Here is a 17418-nt window from a genome sequence, read left to right on the forward strand (position 1 = left end):
GGGTGATCGGCGGCACCTGGGGCGCCGCGCTGAGGGGGTTCTCGGCGTTCGTAGCGCCGTGGGTGGGGCAATGGCCGGCTACTCGTCGGCGGGTGGCTGCCCCTGGTTTCGCCGGCGTGCCTGCGAAGGGTGCAGGTTTCTCATCGCGGCTCGTTCTTCGAGTCGGAGGAGTTCGTCGACCTGTCCTCTCTGCTCGGGGCCCTTGTCCCCGTAGGCGTCGAGTTCCATTTGGATCTCGTGCAGGTGCATCTGGTTCCGGTCGATCGCCGCTCGCAGTTGGCGGTACTCCAGCGTCATCTGGACGTACGTCTGGGCGAGCTCGCGGATGCGGGGCGTGGCCAGCTCTCCTGGTGGTCCGGTCAGGTCCTGCATGGTGATGCCGAAGACCTGGCAGAAGCCGAGCGCCTCGTCGAGGTTGACCCTGCGACGGGGTTTGCCGCTCTCGATGCGCCAGATCGCCGACTGGTTGATCGGATGGCCGGCGGCGGCCATCTCCTCGGCGAGCTTCACCGTGCTCCAGCCACGGACCTCGCGTTCCAGCTTGATGCGTGCGGCGGCGTGATCCTCCGGCATCGGACGACCTGGGCCGGCGCGCTCCGTACCTTCCTCGCCGCTCATCCGCACCTCCCTTCACGCGACGACCGGGCCCACTGGGGCGAGCGTCCACAACTAAACATCATTGCGGAGTGAAATGCAAGGCGTTGCGCTTCCGAAAATCTGGGCTATGGTCATAGTCCGCCGTACAGCGGTGGACGGATCCGAACACGCGAGCGGCCCCGGTGCTACGAACACCGGGGCCGAGGTAGAGGCTCCACCGCACAACCATCCATCCCTGAACGATCGAAACCGGTACCGGCCGGGGTTGCCGCCCCATAGTGGCCTGCCGGGTGAGGAGCTCTATGCCTCAGGGTACGACCCTGCCGTCCGAGATGCCATCCCGCTTCGACGAGGGCGCCACGCCGATGGAGCCTCCGTACAACGTGGACGCCGAGCGCGCGGTCCTCGGCGCCTGCATGCATAAATCCGACGTCATCGACGTGGTCCGGCCCATCCTGGGCGAGGGCGCCTTCTACCGGCCCGCGCACGAGACGATCTGGCGCGCGCTCCTCGCCCAGCACCGCGAGGACAGGCCGACCGACCCGATCGTCCTGACCGAGCTGCTCCAGCAGCAGGGGGACCTGCAGCGCGTCGGTGGCCGTCCCTACCTGCATCAACTCGCCGACGTGCACTACGGCACCGGTGGCGCGGAGCACCACGCGGAGATCATCCGCGAGAAGGCCAACCTCCGCCGTCTGCTCGCCTCCGCGATCCACACCGTCCAGCGCGCCCAGGAGCCGGGCGCGGACCCCGAGGCGATCCGCAGCGAGGTCGAGGCGGAGATGCGGGCCGAGCGCGAGCGGGCACTCGCCTCGGGCCAAGGCCGGTTGAATCGCTTCGCCGTCGATGGGTGGTCCTTCGTCAAGGAGACCGGCGCGGACGCCGCGCCCCTGTGGGGCACCCGGGACAAGACCGTCTGGGCGCCGGGCGAGAGCCTGATGATCGTGGGCGCACCCGGTGTCGGCAAGACCACTCTGGCCCACCAGGTGATCTTCGCCCGCCTCGGCCTGTCGGAGACGGTCCTGGAGATGCCAGTCGCCCCCAGCAGGCGGGTGCTCTATCTGGCCATGGACCGGCCCAAGCAGATCGCCAAGGCCATGGCCCGCCGCGTCTTCGACACCGACGAGGCGATCCTGCGTGAGCGGCTCGTCGTCTGGGAAGGGCCACTACCCGCCACCCTCGACAAAGAGCCCGACCTCCTCGCCGACCTCGCCGCCGCCCACCAGGCCGACACCATCGTGATCGACAGCCTCAAGGACGCGGTGAGCACCATGGTCGACGACAGCCTCGCTGTCGCCTTCCACAACGCCCGCATGCGCGCCCTGCGAGGCGGTGTGGAGATCCTGGAGCTGCACCACCAGCGCAAGGCCACCGCCGACGCACCACGCGGCCAGCGCCCCAGCCTGGACCAGGTCTACGGCTCCACCTGGATCACCGCCGGCGCGGGCAGCGTCCTGTTCGTCACCGGCCGGGCGGGCGACCCGGCGGTCACCCTGCACCACCTCAAGACCCCCACCGGTGAGGTCGGCCCGCTGGACGTCACCCACGACCACAAGCGCGGCACCACCACGGTCGACCCGACCAAGGACCCCGCCGTCCTGCTGCGCAACGCGCCAGGCGGCATGACCGCCCGCGACCTGGCGACCGTCCTCATCGGTGGAGGCGACCCCGAACGCGCCGACGTCGAGAAGGCACGGCGCCACCTGGCCCGCCTGGTCGACAGCGGCCTGGCCACCAGGGCCGACGGCGCCGCCGGAGGAGCCGGAGGCGGGCAGCAGACCCGCTACTACGCCTCCTCCCGCCACCTCACCGCCGTCGGCTGAGCCCCCTGCCGGCCAACGCGGAGCGATCACGCGACCGTACACGCGGCCCTCACGCGAGCACCCCGCCGTGAACCGTTCACAGCGCGCACGCTCACCGCGAAACCGCAGGTAGAGCGATCACGCGAGCGTCCACGCCGTACACGTGCCCAGGCGATCACGCGCGGGCCCCCCTTTAGAAGGGGGCCCGCGTGAACGCCCCTCCGTGAACGCCGCTCACCCCCACCCCCGCAAGCCTCACTCCCCCGGAGCCCACGCCCTTGCACTCCCCTGCCCCGAGCCCCGGCAGCCATACGCGGCAGCCGCGTCGGCATCGCCCTGCTCCCGCTCGCCCCGGCCGCCGAGCACTCGCACCCGCTGGAGGTCGCCGCGTGAACCGCAACGGACGCATCACCCTCGTCGCCGGCCTGGTGGCCGTCGTCCTCATGGCCTTCCGGGTCTCGTGGAACGCGCTGTCCGACGTGGCCCGCGCCATCGGCGCCGACCCCACCGCCGCCCTGCTCTACCCGATCGTCATCGACGGGCTGATGGCCCTCGCGCTGGTCGCCACGCTCGTGCTGACCGGCAACGACCGGAAGTTCGCGCTGCGGGTCCTGGCGACCTACACGATCGCCAGCCTCCTGCTGAACTACGTGCACGGCCTCATCCCGGCCCTGCACACCGAGTCGGTCCAGTGGGGCCGACTGGCCGACTGGGACCCTGCGAACTGGGCCCTTGTGCTGCTGGCGACCTCGCTCCCGGTCGGGTCGATCTACTTCGGGTCGGACCTCGTGGCAAAGGTGCTGCACCACACCCCCGAGTCGGCTGACTCCGCCGAAGCAGCCTCTGCCCAGTCGCAGAGTCGGCAAGCCGACGAGCAGGCCACACGGTCGAGGTCTGACCAGGCCGAATCGGCCCCCGAGCAGCTGACCGAGTCGGCCCCCGTGGAGGTCGCCGAGGCATCCGTGACGAGGCCGACCCAGGCCGACGAGTCGGCCCCCGCCACCCGACCGCCCCGGTCGGCCGCCACCGTGGAGTCGACCGGAACCGCCCCGCGTCGGGCGACCGGTCGGGTCCGCGCCACCGCCAAGTCGACCGTCGACCGCACCCGCACCGACGCCGAAATCCTCGACGAGGCCCGACTCCTGACCGCCGAGTGGAGCGACGACCGGCTCACCGCCGAGCGCCTGCGCGGCGAACTACGAATCGGCCAGAAACGCGCCCGCGCACTGCGCGACCAACTGCAGGCCGAACGCACCAGCCAGGCCGAGCCCACCGCGTACGACGGCGTCGAGACCGAACCTCTCGACGGGCTCGACGAAGCCGTCTCCCAGCGGCAGAGGGAACTCGACACTGCCCCCGTCGGCTCCGCCTGACCCCACAAAACGCACCTTCGCCCCACCTTTCCGGCTCCCCCGAGCCCCCGCGCAGACAAGCACGGGGACGCAGGGCCGCGCGAAGCGAAGCACCCGACACCAGCAACCCACGGAGAACCGTTCCATGCACGATCCGCACCGCGAACTCGCCACCCCCCAGCAGGAGATGACCACCGGCCTGAACAGCGCAGCAAGCAAGGGCGTTGGACCGTCCATCGGCCGGTCCAACGCGGACCCCTCCGCGCCGGGGGTCGCGGAGGAGCAGCTCCGGCGCGAGGGCGCGCCGGAGCAGGAGTCGGGGGCGGGCGAAGACGTCGCTGCCGAGCAGCAGACAGCTGCCGTACGCGCTACCGACGAAGCCGCGCTCTATCGTGTCCTGCGCCGCCGCGAACGCTGTGACGACGGCCGTCGCGAGGCCCGTGTCGATGCCCGTTACAGCGACGACGAGAAGGCCGCGATCGTGGCCAGGGCCAAGGCGATGGGCATCGCCGGCGCCCACCTGGTCGGCGCGGTCGTCATGGCCTTCGTCAACGGCGAGACGCACCTGCCCGACCAGCGCACCGTCTACGACGACGCCATCGACGAATTCGCCGCCCTGCGCACCGAGATCGCCCGGATCGGCAACAACGCCAACCAGATAGCGCGCCGCCTCAACTCCGGCGGTGATCCCCACCCTGTGGACACCGCCGTCCTAGACCGGGCCGAACGCCTCCTGGCCACCGCCCGCGACGCGGTGAAGGCCGTGGACGAGGCCGCTCACCGGGCCGCCGGGCAGAAGGCGAGCCGGGCGTGATCGCGAACATCGTCAAACCGGGCAGCAACACCCGCGGCGTACTGAGGTACCTCTTCGGCCGGGGCAAAGCCACCGTGCACAGCGACCAGCACATCGTCGCCTCCTGGGACGGCTTCGTACCCGACCCCGGCCCCGAAGGCAGCCCCGACCACGAGAAGCGGATGGACCAGCTCGTCAAGGCCCTCGACCTGCGCGTCAAACAGGCCGGCGACCAGGCCCCGGACGGGCACGTGTGGCACTGCTCGCTGCGCGCGGCGCCCGATGACCGCATCCTCACCGACGCCGAATGGGAACACATCGCGCGCCGCATCGTGCACGCGACCGGCATCGCCCCCACCGGCGACCCGGACGGCTGCCGCTGGATCGCGGTGCGCCACGCCGACGACCACATCCACATCGTCGCCACCAAGATGCGCGGGGACCTGCGACCGCCCCGCAACTGGAACGACTACCACCGCGCCATGACCGAACTCACGACGATCGAGGAAGACTTCGACCTCACCCGCGTCCCCCGCGGACGCCAGGCCGCCGCCCGCACCCCGGCCGCCAAGCGCCCCACCCGCGCCGAGCAGGAGAAGGCCAAGCGCACCGGCCGCAGCAAGGACACACGCGCAGAACTCCGCCACGTCGTCCGCACGGCGCTCGCCCGCGCCGAAAACCTTCAGGAGTTCTTCAACCTGCTCGCCGACGCCGGCCTCCAGGTCGAAACCCGCACGCTGCCCTCCGGCGACCTGCAGGGCTACAAGGTCGCCCTGCCCGGCGACACCAACGACAACAGCGAGCCCGTCTTCTACTCCGGCTCCAGCCTCGCCACCGACCTCTCCCTCCCCAGATACGGCAGCGCCTCGCCGCCGCCGAAGCTCCCCCCATCGAACCCTCACCGGCCGGGCGCCGACCCAACCCGTGGCACCAGGCCGCCATGGCCACCGAACACATCCGCCACCACATCGACCACAGCCCCGCCGACGTCACGCAGGCCCACCTGGTCGCCCTCGGCGAAACCCTCTACGCCCTGCCCCTCTACGCCCCCGCCCACCTGAAGGCCGAACTCCACCGGGCCGCCCTCGCCTTCGAGCACGCCGCCCACACCCGAGCCCGCGTCGACCACCAGCACGCCCGCGCACTGCGCGGCGCAATCAAGGCAATGCGCCACCACCCCGCCGACGGCAGCGGCCTGGCGATGCTCCTGGACGCCGCCATCCTCGTCGTCACCGCCGTCCAGCGCCACAACGCGCTGCGGCACCACGACCGGCAGGTCGCCGCCGCCCGCCAAGCCCTGCTCCACCTCAGGGCCGCCTACGACCAGACAGCCCCCGCACCCCTGGCCACCATGGCCGCCCACAAGCCTCCGGCCAACACCGTCCGCCAGTACGTCCAGCACGTCCGCGACGCTGTTCCGGCCTACGCCGAGCAGATCCTCGCCGAACCCGCCTGGGAGTCCCTGGCCGCCACCCTCGCCGCCGCCGAGGCAGCCGGGCACGACCCGGCCGAACTCCTCCACCACGCAGCAGGGCGACGCTCGCTGGACGACGCCACGTCCCCGGCCAGGACCCTCACCTGGCGCATCCAACGCCTCGGCAACCGGCACGTGCCCAGCCGCCAAACACGGGCCGCACAAGCCCGCAGCCCCCGCATCGCCCACGTCCCGTCCACAGCGCGAGCCACCGCCGCGACACCCCCGACATCCGCGCCACCGTCATCCCGCCCGCACCGGCCACGGTGACCCCGAGCACCCATCAAGCAGCGGCCGAGCGCGTCGCACTCCCACCGCTGGCCACCCAACAGCCCTGGCACGAAGCCTTTCCGCCCTCTTCAGCCCGCCCCTTCGACCAAGACAAGGCACGCCATGCCCCGAGCGCCGCCTGCCGGCCCGCCCTCGAATCACTCACCAGCACAAGCCGAACTGCCGAAACCACACAAGGAACCGCCCATGCCCTCCTCCTCTGTTCGCCCCGAAGTCGTCCTCCTCATCACCGACTTGGACCTCGACCGTCACGAGGACCCGCCGCGCTGCTACCACCTCGACGGACGTCCATTCACCACCGCCGAGCACCAGCTGCTCTCCACCATGACACCTGCAGAGATAGCCGCCGCGAAGGCTCAAATGCGGCTTGAGGACGAATGGGAGCGTGAACTCGACGCGATGAAGGACGCCTTCGTCGAGTTGCTCATGAAGTACTTCGCCAGGCTCCCCAAGGTCTCCGTGGTCAGCGACGCCGTCGCCATCATGACCGACGAGGACCGCACGGAGTACGAGCGCCTGGTCAAGATCGTCACCGCGCAGGACACACTGGAGTACCTCGCCGAGCACAGCGAGAACTGACCGCCCATACGTCGACGGCGGCCCACCCTGTGGGCCGCCGTCGGCGCGTGAGCAGAGCGGCTCTTGTACGTCAGCGGACTCCGGCACAGCGCTCGGCACGGGCTCTGTCGAGCGCCTCCTTGCACCGGGACGGTCGCGGACGACCTCGGGCCCGAGGAAGCAGCGCTGCCATGGGTACAGCCCGCCAGGGCCAGGACAGCGAGGGCGCTGAGGCTGAGGACGGTCGTGGTGTGAACGCGCATAGGAAACCCCTTTGTGGCCTGCGAAACGGACGGTCTGACCAGGTCGGCCCTCCGGCACCGACAGTCCGAAGGGGAACGGGGCTTTCGGGAGGTCAATGGCCGAGGTGGCGCAGGCCCTCTTCGAGAGTGGGGTGGAACCGGTCGACGGGACCGGAGTTACGGTTGAACCAGACCGCGTCCAGGCCGGGCTCCTTCGTCTCGTGGCCCGCCCGACAACGCAGCCATACCGAGTCGTCGCGCAGGCAGAAGACAATCCAGTCCCGGTACGCACCGCACCCGGGGCACGTACGTCCGCCCAACTCGAACGGGTAAGCCGCGAGAATCCACTCGGCACCCCGCAGCCCGTCCTGGCTGACATACAGCAGGGTGTGGCGGGCGGTGGGCCACATCCGCCAGCCGAGGCCAATTAGGGTGTCGCCGATCCGCTCGGCAAGCACACCATCGTCACCGGCGAGATGGCGCGGAGTGACCCAGTACACACGGTCCGGTGGGTCGGGGCGGAGGGATCGTTGGGGTGGTGCGGGTGCAGGGGCGTCTCCAAGGGCTCGAAAGTGGTACCCGACAGGGCGTTGTACGTTGACATGACCCTGATGCAGAGCACCAGTCATTTCGGGATCTTCCCTGTCTGCCTCCGGCGAACTGGATTGCGTCAGGACCGGGTCAGAGTGTCGTATCGATTCGCCGTGCGCATACCTGGACCAGCAGATGCAGCTCCGTACGAGCCTTCGAGAGGAACAACGTGCCTTGTGGGGTGTCGACAAGGGCCATGTTCACCAGCCCCTCAAGACGCCGTCTGTTCGAGGCCGGAAGAAGTGCGGTGCCATGGAGGGGAAGTCCGGTCTCGATGCGGTTCTCCAGGAGCTGGCTCAGCTGATGCCATTCGTGCCGGGCGCTGTTCATGTGGGAGGACACTTGGTCGGCTGTGGCGGTGGTCAGGGAATCCAGTGCCTGTATGAGTGATCGTGCTTGAGCGTTGATCTGTGTGCAGAGCTTTCTCGCACGAGAGTGGACCTTCAAGGAGGCGGCGCCTGCTGCGAGGAACATGCCCATAGCGAAGCTGAAGTTGGCGTTCTGCTGGTCGGGCTCCGGGCGGCTGAGGGAAAAGAAGAGGACGAGAGCCATGGTCGCCGAGACGATGGCGATGATCCGGAAGGCGACCTTTCTGGTGATGCGGGCGTGCAGTCGTGTCAGTGGGATGCGCTCCTCGTCTCCCCGTCCGGTGAGGAAGTAGTTGGTGATGGCCACCAGGGCGAGGAGCACCATTCCCCCCGTACGGTCAACGCTGAGCACTCCTCCCGCGACGACGGTCAGCCCTAGATAGAGGGCCGCCGAGGCGGCGTTACGCAAGGTGAACAAGCGGCGTCTGGCGTCCGGATCGAGGTGAGCGGTCACGCCGGTGCCCAGGACTGCGAAGACGAACAAGAAGACCAGCCAGCCGACGAAGAAGGTCGATTTCCACACTGGCGGCGTTGTGAGCACGGCGGCGCCCATGCCGCAGAGGAAGTAGGCGGTGCCGGCCGCGCCGGCTGACCAGAGTCGTCGTCGAGGGGGAATTCGCTCAGCCTGGGCGTGAAGTCGGGCGACCATCGTCATAGGTTGAGAAACGATCAACTGAGCCAACCCGGTTCCAGCACGCGTGCTGGAATGCAGTACCGCACCATGACGACCTGGTGACGGCCGCCGGCTTGACGCTGATGCTGGCGCTGACGGCCTGTCTCCGCTCGCCTACCGGGGCAGTCACTTCCCGCCCTGCCGTAGGAGTACGCGGCTCATGATCAGTTCACCTGGATCCTCGACTGCAAGGCTGGAATCGCGGCGATCTTGGACGCCTCAAGGTGGTCCCAAAGGATGCCCGGCGGCCGGTGCGGCGTACTGCACGTGATGACCTCGTCGGGCGTGACGATCACGTCGACGTTCACGTCATGCGCCGTGGATGGAATGAGGGTTTCGATCACCTGGAGGGAATGCACGGTGGTGACGACGAGCGTCTCGGGCCCGACGAGTCCAGCCTCGGTGAGCAGCGCGAACTCCAGGTCGGAATACCCGGCCCCCTTACCGATCCGCACGCCAGTGCGGTTGACCGCCACACTGCCGAGGACCACGACGCTGACGGGACGGAGGGCATCGACTTCGACCGTCGGTGCGATTGTTGCCGCGACGCGGCTGCTCGCGGCCTCATGCGGTGGTACTTCCAGGACAGCCGGGTCGAGGAGGTAAAAGGGCTTGAGCGTGGCCAGCTTCGGAACGGCCATGTAGAGGAGTTTGCCATCCTCCAAAGCGCGTGCGCGAACAGGGAGTTGGGCCTTGTCCGGCACCGCCTTGACGACCGTGGCGTTCTTCCAAGCCTCAAGCCCGGCGAGTCGTGCAGCGGCTTCTTCGGAGCCTTTGAAGTTGGGTATGCGGCCGTGAGCCGTGTCGTCGTGCACCGCGCCGGCCGCGTCGAGGGCATCCCAGACCTGCGTCCGTACAAGCCTTTTTGCGTCATCGTGAGTCACGGACACAACAGGTTCTCCTTACGCTTTACGTCGTTGCCATGAGCGCGAACAGCCGGTCATGGACGTCGGCGACGATCGGCTCTTGCCGCCAGGGCCGCAGCTCCTTTGCGGCGCTGAAGACGACGTTCAATCCTCCCCCGCCCCGGGTCTCCTCCAGTTCCGTGATGGCCTCGGCGAGCGTGATCACCGCGGCGTCGACCTCGCGTTGACGAATATAGGCGAGCGTAAGGTTGCCCAGCACGATCGCGCGAGACTTTCGCCGATCTTGCAGTTCCGCGGCCGTTCTCTCCAGGAATTGCCGGGCGCGTCGGTGCTGCCCGAGGGAGAGGTAGCACGATCCGGCGAGGCGGCCGAACTGGGCGGGGGACACGAGATCGGCTGCGGCATCCACGCCGTCGGACCTCTCCAGATGTCGTTGGGCTGCGTCGAGTGCTCGCTCACAGTCCTGTGCTTCTCCGAGCATGGCGTGAGCTTCGCCGGCGTGGAGTAGCGCCATGCCAGTCAAGGCCGGGCTGATCGAACGGGCCGTGGCCGCTGCCTGGAGTGCGAGGTCCAGTCCCGTCCGGGGGTCTTGGGCTCCGTAGAGCGCGACATAGCAGATCCGCAGAAGGGCATGGCCTTCGAGAGCGTGATCACGCAGGCGTCGGGCGACCGCAACACTCTGGTCGTAGTAGCCGCGTGCCGTGGCGTGGTCGCGTCGCTGTGAGGCGTCCCAGACGAGCTGCCCCATGAGCGTGAAGGCGTCGCCTTGGAGGGAAAGCAACTCGCGTTCTGTTCGTCCGCGAGGAGCCTTCTGCGCCATGAAGGTGATCAGGCTGAGTTGTTCTCCGCCCTTGGCAAGGAGGCCGGCCGACGGCGTGCGGTCGTACCGTGCTGCGAGCTCCTCGAATTCGCTCCGCAGCTCCGCCACTGTGGTCAGGTCTGTCTGTGCGGGGTCGAGAGCCCGTAGCCGGGCTTCCGCTGCCGGGCCTCCCGGCTCTGACTCCTGCGTAAGCAGATCGTCCAGTTCGTCGACCGTCACCTTGAGTTCAGTCGCCAGACGTGGGCGCATCCACGGCTGTGGCGATGCCGTTCCCGCCTCCCAACGCACGATCGTAGAACGGTCCACGCCCAGCCGCTCGGCGAGTACTTCCTGGGTCAGGCCCACGGCTTGGCGTCGCTCGGCGAGGCGCTGCCGTCTGCGTGCCATGACTCGGACCCCCAATTTCCTAGCCACCCCGTACGAAGGACACCCAGGTCATGCCCGCTGATGCCACACGGATGCATCACCAGTGCATCAATTCTGCTCTGGGAGCAGGGGAGTTGGCTCGGTTGAGTGGAGTTCTGCACTCCCCACGCCGAAGGGCCATGACCGATGCTGCAGGACGCGTTCGTTTCCGCCGCTCGCCGAGTTGAGCGAGTAGGCCGCCATCTTGCTACGCGTCCGGCCCAGGGCCTGAACGGCAGGCAGATGGTCCCGGCGCTCCGCATGACGCGTCGAGGTTGGCGCTGCAGGGGTTGCGGAGCACTCGGTGAGGCGCTGAGCCGGTACCACCAGATCCACACCTCGCTGGGGGACCGGATTGAGAGGTGGGAAGCGCCCCTGACCTCGTTCCATCTCTGGGCCGCCGCGCCAACTCCATCTAGCAGATGTTGAAAAGCCAGGTCGCCAGCCGATGACCAGCAACGACAACTGCTTTGTGATACTCCCCGCCCTGCTCTGCCGGTGTCATGGACGCCCCCGAAGCGGTGATTGTCCGGGCGCCTCGGATCCTCATTGTCCCTTGAGATCGGACCGCGCTTTCCGCATCTCGATCACATCATTGCCCGAAGCGGCTGATCACGTGACAACACCGCGCCAAGAAATGAGAGGCCACCTTGCACGACACGACAGAGCAGTTTTCGGACCAATCGGACTGGTCTCAGCGCCAGATCGCCTACTACCGCGCAAGGGCCGCGGAGTATGACAGGGCATACGACGAACGCATGTCCATGCCTCAGCTCGTGAAAGTCCTCGATGAGCTGCCCATCAGCGGCGACGTCCTTGAGTTCGCGTGCGGAACGGGACAGTGGACCCAGCTGCTCGCCGACCGCGCGCGCAGCCTGACCGCGCTGGACGCTGCACCGGAGATGCTCCGTATCGCACGCGCCCGGATGCGAGGCAGGGCGACTCACTTCATTGAAGCGGACATCTTCAGCTGGGAACCGGGCCGCCAGTACGACACCGTCTTCTTCGCCTTCTGGCTCAGCCATGTTCCGCCCGTGGAGCTGGAAGCTTTCTGGGCCCTGCTGAGATGGACACTGGCTCCTGGTGGCTGCGTTGTCTTCCTCGACGACTCGGTCGCGAAAGCCGAGGTCGAAGAACTGGTCGCCGAGGCCCAGGTACCGACCGTGCGACGTCGCCTCTCTGACGGATCCCAGCACCTCACCGTGAAGGTGCTGCACGACGCCCCCAGTCTCACATCGCGACTGAACGACCTGGGCTGGGAAGCCCACATCGAACCGATCGACGCCTATCACCTCACTGGTATCGCACGCCCCCGGGAGAGCGAATGACCAGTATCAATGGCTACCCCGCTCGCCCAAGCGTCCGTGCCGGCGAGGTGATCCGGCTGCACATCGCCACGTCAGCCCCTCGGTTCCGCATCGACTTCTACCGCTGGGGGGCGACTCCTCAGCACGCAGGGCACACCGAGTGGCCGGGCCGCACCGCCGATCCCGGCACATTCGACAGGGACTGGCAGTGGCCTGCGTACGAGTTCCCCGTACCGCCCGGCTGGAGCTCCGGGGTCTACATCGCGGTCCTGAGCACGGAGCCGGACTCCTGCACACCGCCGATGGATTCTCGCGAGGCACGGATCCTGCTGGTCGTCACACCCGCCGCTCCCTCGGGCCGCAAGATCCTCTACAAGATCCCGACCTTCACGTACCAGGCGTACAACACGGCAGGCGGCGGCAGCCTGTACAGCGCCTCTCAGGTGACCATGCGCCGCCCCGGAGGTGGTGTCGGAGGCCCGGCCAAAGGGCTGCCCGACCCTTACGACTCCACGTCTCCCCGGCAGACGTTCGCACACTGGGACGCCCCCTTCATCGCATGGATGCAGGAGAACCGGATAGAGAGCGACTTCTGCACCGACCTGGATCTCCACGAAGGCCGGCACCTCAACGACGGATACCGCCTCTTGGTCTCCGCCGGACATGACGAGTACTGGAGCACCGACGCTCGCCGGAACATCACTGCCTTCCGCGACGCCGGCGGCAACATCGCCAACTTCGGCGCCAACACCTGCTGGTGGCGGGTGGACGTCGCCCCCGACGGTGCGGGGCTGAGCTGCGCCAAGTTTCCTCCCGGAGCCCCCACAGGGACCGATCCGGACAGCTCGTACGGCTGTCCGGACCACTGGTGGGAGTCGGAGCCCGAGAACGTCCTGCTCGGGGTGAGCTACCGCAACGGCGGTGGCCACTGGGAAGGCCCTCGTGCGCCGCTCGGATTCACCGTGACGGACGGGGACCACTGGATCTTCTCCGGCACCGGGTTGAGGACCGGCGACGTCCTCGGACGCGAGGCTGCTCTCATCGGCTACGAATGCGACGGGGCGGCGTACGAGCTCGACGCAGCCGGTCGGCCGGGCCCGACAGGCCAGGACGGGACGCCGAAGGACTTCGAGATCCTCGGCATCGCGCCGCTGCCCTCCGACTGGAACTTCGCCGCCAGGGAGCCGGCGAACAGCCCTCGCGCGGCCACTCTCGGCCTCTACACCGCGGCCGGCACGGTCTTCACCGCCGCGACCACCGACTGGGCTCGCCTGCTGGCCACCGACCCCCAGGTCGCCTCCATCACCCGCAACGTCATCACTCGACTCTCCTGACGAAGGGATCAACGTGTCTCGGTATACACGTCCGCTCAGCGTGGTCATCGGCGTCAACGGCATCGGCATGGGCCACTCCGTCAGGCAGAGCGTGATCGCCCAGTACCTCCGCGACCACGGTCACCAGGTGCGGATCATCACCAACGGCTCCTCGCGCGTGGAGTACTTCCGCGACCTCGGCTTTCCCGCATGGGACGGATGGATGCCGACGCTCCTGGCCCGAGACGACCGCATACACGCAAGCGACGCCATACGCGCCAACATCTGGCAGGTGCCCGCCGGCGTCACCAAACACCTGCGTCTACGTCGAATCATTCGGGACACCGGCATCCCGGACGTGTTCATCACCGACTACGAGCCCAACACCCCGCGCCTGGCCTACCACTTCGGCAGGCCGCTGGTCTCCGTCGACCAGCAGAGCAAATACCGGCACCTCGACCTGCCCACTGTCGGCCGGTACGCCCGAACCGCTGACGAGCAGCGGCTGCGCTACTTCGCGCCTCATGTCGACCGGTCCTTCATCTGCTCCTTCGTCCCGCTGGACGCCGATGACCACAAGCTGGAGTTGATCGCCCCCGTCGTCCCCGACGTGGTCCGCTCCGCCCCGGTCACCACTGAACCCCTCGCCACGGCCTACTTCTCGCGCTACTTCGACCACGGTCCGGAAGAGTCCGTGCGGGCCCTCGCCGACGTCTTCCGCCAGCATGTGCCGGACCGCGACCTGCGGATCTACGCGCAGGCGGCAGAGACCAGCAACCTGCGCCAGTACGCCAGCGACAGGATCGAGATCTGCACCTTCGACCGCGAGGCGTTCATCGCCGACATGGCACGGTCCGAGGGGGTCTTCTCCAACGCGGGCTTCAACCTCATCAGCGAAGCCTTCGTCCTCGGCAAACCGGTCCATCTGATTCCCCTGCCCACCTACGACCAGCACTGGTGCGCCAAGGTCATCCACGAAGCCGGACTGGGCACTTCAGCACCGCAGATCACCCCCGGAGCGGTGCTCAACTTCCTCAACCGAAGCCAGGAACTGCGCAGCAACGTCGTGCACCACCGGGACGAGCACCTCCTCGCCGATCCGCGGGAACGGATCGCCTCCTATCTGGAGACCCTGCCCGTAGCCAGTCAGCAGACCCTCACACCATCCGCGCGGTAGGCGGCCATGGCGACTTCCTCGCTCCCCGCCCATCTGAACGTCGGCGTGTCAGTGGCCGCCGTCGTGGCCTGCTATCGCTTCGCCGTCTCTCCGGCGGTACGAGCCCTCGCTCGCCGTCGCCGGGTCCTGCTGGCCGTGGTCATCGCGCTTACGCTCGCGGTACTGGCCGCGTTTCGGCCATCACCGGAGCCCGGCCCGCTGCGCTGGTTCGTCATCACCGTGATCGTTTTGCTCACCTGGCAGGGCGCGACCAGCGACTACGACGTCACAGAGCCCATCGCTCCTCAACGCCGCGACAAACGGCTGCTGCTCCTCCTCGCAGCCGCCTCGTGCCTGTGGCCGGCGGCCCTGCTGCCGTGGATGACCGTGTACTGCGGCAAGCTGCGCGGCTGGAAACACCACGCGATGATGCCCACGCGTCTCCTCAAGTCGTACCTGGCCTGGTTCCTCGTGGCGATGCTCTTTGGTGCCACGTGTTCCACAGCGGCACTGCTGATGGTCCTCGGCTGCGTCTCGCTCTCCCACTATGTCAAACCAGCATGGAGCAAGGCCCGTCTCGGTCCCTACCCCTGGTCATGGGCCTGGCACAACCGCACCCACTACCTCATGGCTTCCGCATACTCCTGGGGCTGGGCTCGCTTCCTCCGGGTCGAGAGCGTGTCGCGCGTGCTGCGCCGTGCGCGCGTCCTCGATCGTCCGGTCAACTTCCTCGCGATGGCCGTCGAGGCTGCCGGCCTCATCGCGTTCCTCGATCGCCGGCTGCTCATCGCGGCCCTGTTGGCCACCGCGCTCTTCAACGTTGTCGTGGCGCTCGCCTCCGGGATCCTCTTCTGGGAGAACATCGTCACCAACGTCGCCCTCGCCATCACGATCACGCTGCTTCCCGCTGCGGAGTACGACGCGGTCTTCGGCTGGCCCACCGCCCTGATCGCGCTCGCCATGCTTCTGCTCAGCACCGCCGACCTGCTGTGGCAGCCCTGGCACCTGGGCTGGTGGGACTCCCCCTTCACGGCACGCGTCCATTGGCAGGTGGAGACCGTCTCTGGGATGACGCTCGGGCTCTACAACGACTTCATGTGCCCGTACGAGCGCGAGTACGGCCGTGTCCTGGGCTACTTCCTCACCGACGAGCCCTTCCTCCATGGCCACCTCGGCATCGTCTGGGACCGGGAACTCCGCGATCTTCTCGTCCAGGCGGACGGCAACCGGAATCAGCTGCGCGCGCTCAAGCAGACGTACGGCCATGTACAGGCCGACGAGCAACAGGCGCGTGAGCACATCGCCTTCCTCACCAGGATGTTCACCCAGCTCAACGCCGGTGCCCGTAAGAGCCCCTTGCCTCGATCTCTGCGCCGCCTCAAGGCCCCTGGCGGCCAGCTCTACCGATGGGGCGACCTTCCTCCCTTTCGCGGTGAGGAACCGGTCCGCCGCATCACGATCCGCTACGAGGAGCGCTGTTACCGCCCCGCCACCGGCGACTTCCTCCTGCTCACCGACCGCACCGTGCAGGCGATCGACCTCCTGCCACCCAGCGCAAACCACGGGAGTACCTCATGCGCAAAGTCTTCATCGACTGCGGCACGAACCTCGGAATCGTGCTGAACCGCTTCATTCACGAGCTTCCGGACCACGACTTCTACGCGTTCGAGCCCAACAAGGACCTGATCCCTTCCATCCACCGGCAAGTCGAGCAGGCCCCTCGCTCCCCGCGCGTCGAGATCTTCCACAGCGCGGCATGGACCCACGACGGGACGATCGACCTGTTCCTCGGCCACCACGAGAGCTCAACCGTGATGCCCGGCAAGCGCGTGCCGCCGATGTACGACCAGCAGATCGACTACAGCGCGCCGGTCCCCGTCCCGGCGACCGACTTCAGTTCCTGGCTGCGCCGGACGGTCACCGCGGATGATCACGTCGTCGTGAAGATGGACATCGAGGGCGCCGAGTATCCCGTGCTCAGCAAGCTGCTCAGCGACGGGACGATCAATCTCATCTCCGTCCTCTACATCGAGTGGCACTACGACCGCTTCCCCGCCATGAGCCGGGCCGACCACGACCAGGTCGCCAACGCGGTATCCGCCTACGTCGACGTCCGCGACTGGGACTGACCCGGAGAAGAGGACACCCCACTATGCACGCGAAGCACATCTACCTGATCAAGCACGGTGAGACAGAGGAAAACCTGCGGGGCATCCACCAGGGCCAGGCTGTCGGCGGCAGGCTCAGCAAGCGTGGGAGCGAGGACATCCGCAAGGTCGGCGACACCCTCGCAGCAGCCGGCGTCACCGTGGACCAGATGCTCGTCAGCCCGATGTCCCGCTGCCGTGAGTCCGCCGCTCTGCTGACCGCCCCGCTCACTCCCGCCGACGTGCGAGTGGACGAGCGCCTTGCCGCCAAGAACAGCGGCTGCCTCGGAGGCCGGCCCAGGGAGCTCGCAGCAGCCGAAGCCACCCGTCGAGGCGTCCCGATCCACCAGCTCCGTACGCCCGGCGGCGAGTCGTCCGAGGACGTCCAAAGCCGCTACGTGCAGCTCTGGGAGGAAGTCTGTGCAGGTTCGCACCGCACCACCGTCCTCATCGGGCATGGTGGAGGAATCGCCTGCCTCCTGCTGCGTCTGACGGGGAACGGCTTCGACCGCTACCTGGATCACGTCCCTGGATCCGCCGGCGTCACCTGGGTCGAGGTCGACGACGGGGCCCCGCGAATCCGGCTGACGAACGTGCCGGCCGCAGAATTGTCCGGCCGCCTCAACACCCGCCCCGCCCGATGAGAGCGCGGGCGGTACGGGT

The 17418-nt window shown here is 68.0% G+C and carries 15 protein-coding genes and 1 pseudogene; 11 read left to right on the top strand and 5 right to left on the bottom strand.

All coding sequences use genetic code 11. The annotated features are described in order from the left end of the window. Positions 1-78: 78 nt before the first annotated feature. On the bottom strand, positions 79-618 hold the full coding sequence (locus tag E4N62_RS22980; RefSeq protein WP_230217249.1) for a helix-turn-helix transcriptional regulator: 540 nt from the start codon (positions 616-618) through the stop codon (positions 79-81). Positions 619-899: 281 nt separating this feature from the next. On the opposite strand from E4N62_RS22980, the gene E4N62_RS22985 reads away from it, so the two are divergent. The 5 genes and pseudogenes from E4N62_RS22985 (at position 900) to E4N62_RS23005 (ending at position 6888) form a co-directional block, all read left to right on the top strand. Continuing rightward, positions 900-2420 (top strand): DnaB-like helicase N-terminal domain-containing protein, encoded by a 1521-nt coding sequence (locus E4N62_RS22985; RefSeq protein ID WP_230217251.1) that lies wholly within the window; start codon positions 900-902, stop codon positions 2418-2420. Positions 2421-2788: 368 nt separating this feature from the next. Then, positions 2789-3772, top strand: a complete 984-nt coding sequence (locus E4N62_RS22990; RefSeq protein ID WP_230217253.1) for a DUF2637 domain-containing protein — start codon at positions 2789-2791, stop codon at positions 3770-3772. 124 nt (positions 3773-3896) lie between these two features. Then, positions 3897-4565 (top strand): MobC family plasmid mobilization relaxosome protein, encoded by a 669-nt coding sequence (locus tag E4N62_RS22995; protein ID WP_230217255.1) that lies wholly within the window; start codon positions 3897-3899, stop codon positions 4563-4565. After that, positions 4562-6288: pseudogene (locus tag E4N62_RS49570) on the top strand (mobilization protein). The gene E4N62_RS22995 and the pseudogene E4N62_RS49570 overlap by 4 nt, the downstream one beginning before the upstream one ends. 207 nt (positions 6289-6495) lie before the next feature. After that, positions 6496-6888, top strand: a complete 393-nt coding sequence (locus E4N62_RS23005) for a hypothetical protein (protein WP_230217259.1) — start codon at positions 6496-6498, stop codon at positions 6886-6888. Between the two features lie 334 nt (positions 6889-7222). Here the strand turns inward: E4N62_RS23005 and E4N62_RS23010 are convergent, their stop codons facing one another. From E4N62_RS23010 to E4N62_RS23025, 4 genes are all read right to left on the bottom strand, one after another. Next, on the bottom strand, positions 7223-7609 hold the full coding sequence (locus E4N62_RS23010; RefSeq protein ID WP_230217260.1) for a hypothetical protein: 387 nt from the start codon (positions 7607-7609) through the stop codon (positions 7223-7225). Between the two features lie 181 nt (positions 7610-7790). Beyond that, positions 7791-8723 carry a hypothetical protein gene (locus E4N62_RS23015; protein ID WP_230217262.1) on the bottom strand — a complete coding sequence of 311 codons (933 nt, stop codon included), beginning with the start codon at positions 8721-8723 and terminating at the stop codon, positions 7791-7793. 182 nt (positions 8724-8905) lie between these two features. Further along, a complete protein-coding gene (locus E4N62_RS23020) occupies positions 8906-9625 on the bottom strand; it encodes a 5-formyltetrahydrofolate cyclo-ligase (protein ID WP_230217264.1) in 720 nt (239 codons plus the stop codon). Between the two features lie 25 nt (positions 9626-9650). After that, positions 9651-10814, bottom strand: a complete 1164-nt coding sequence (locus E4N62_RS23025) for a helix-turn-helix transcriptional regulator (RefSeq protein WP_230217266.1) — start codon at positions 10812-10814, stop codon at positions 9651-9653. 668 nt (positions 10815-11482) lie between these two features. On the opposite strand from E4N62_RS23025, the gene E4N62_RS23030 reads away from it, so the two are divergent. The 6 genes from E4N62_RS23030 to E4N62_RS23055 are packed head-to-tail and all read left to right on the top strand — an operon-like array spanning position 11483 to position 17399. After that, the gene (locus tag E4N62_RS23030; protein WP_230217268.1) at positions 11483-12160 is read left to right on the top strand and encodes a trans-aconitate 2-methyltransferase; all 678 of its coding nucleotides are present in this window, start codon (positions 11483-11485) and stop codon (positions 12158-12160) included. Continuing rightward, the gene (locus tag E4N62_RS23035; RefSeq protein WP_230217270.1) at positions 12157-13473 is read left to right on the top strand and encodes a N,N-dimethylformamidase beta subunit family domain-containing protein; all 1317 of its coding nucleotides are present in this window, start codon (positions 12157-12159) and stop codon (positions 13471-13473) included. The genes E4N62_RS23030 and E4N62_RS23035 overlap by 4 nt, the downstream gene beginning before the upstream one ends. A 13-nt stretch (positions 13474-13486) precedes the next feature. After that, on the top strand, positions 13487-14629 hold the full coding sequence (locus E4N62_RS23040; protein ID WP_230217273.1) for a glycosyltransferase family protein: 1143 nt from the start codon (positions 13487-13489) through the stop codon (positions 14627-14629). 6 nt (positions 14630-14635) lie between these two features. After that, positions 14636-16231, top strand: coding sequence for a hypothetical protein (locus tag E4N62_RS23045; protein ID WP_230217275.1), 1596 nt, complete (start codon positions 14636-14638; stop codon positions 16229-16231). After that, the gene (locus E4N62_RS23050; protein ID WP_230217277.1) at positions 16183-16737 is read left to right on the top strand and encodes an FkbM family methyltransferase; all 555 of its coding nucleotides are present in this window, start codon (positions 16183-16185) and stop codon (positions 16735-16737) included. The genes E4N62_RS23045 and E4N62_RS23050 overlap by 49 nt, the downstream gene beginning before the upstream one ends. A gap of 23 nt (positions 16738-16760) precedes the next feature. After that, entirely contained in the window at positions 16761-17399 is a 639-nt protein-coding gene (locus E4N62_RS23055; RefSeq protein WP_230217278.1) for a histidine phosphatase family protein, read from the top strand. Positions 17400-17418: the final 19 nt, after the last annotated feature.

It is taken from the genome of Streptomyces sp. MNU76, from assembly GCF_020982545.1.
Lineage (GTDB): Bacteria > Actinomycetota > Actinomycetes > Streptomycetales > Streptomycetaceae > Streptomyces.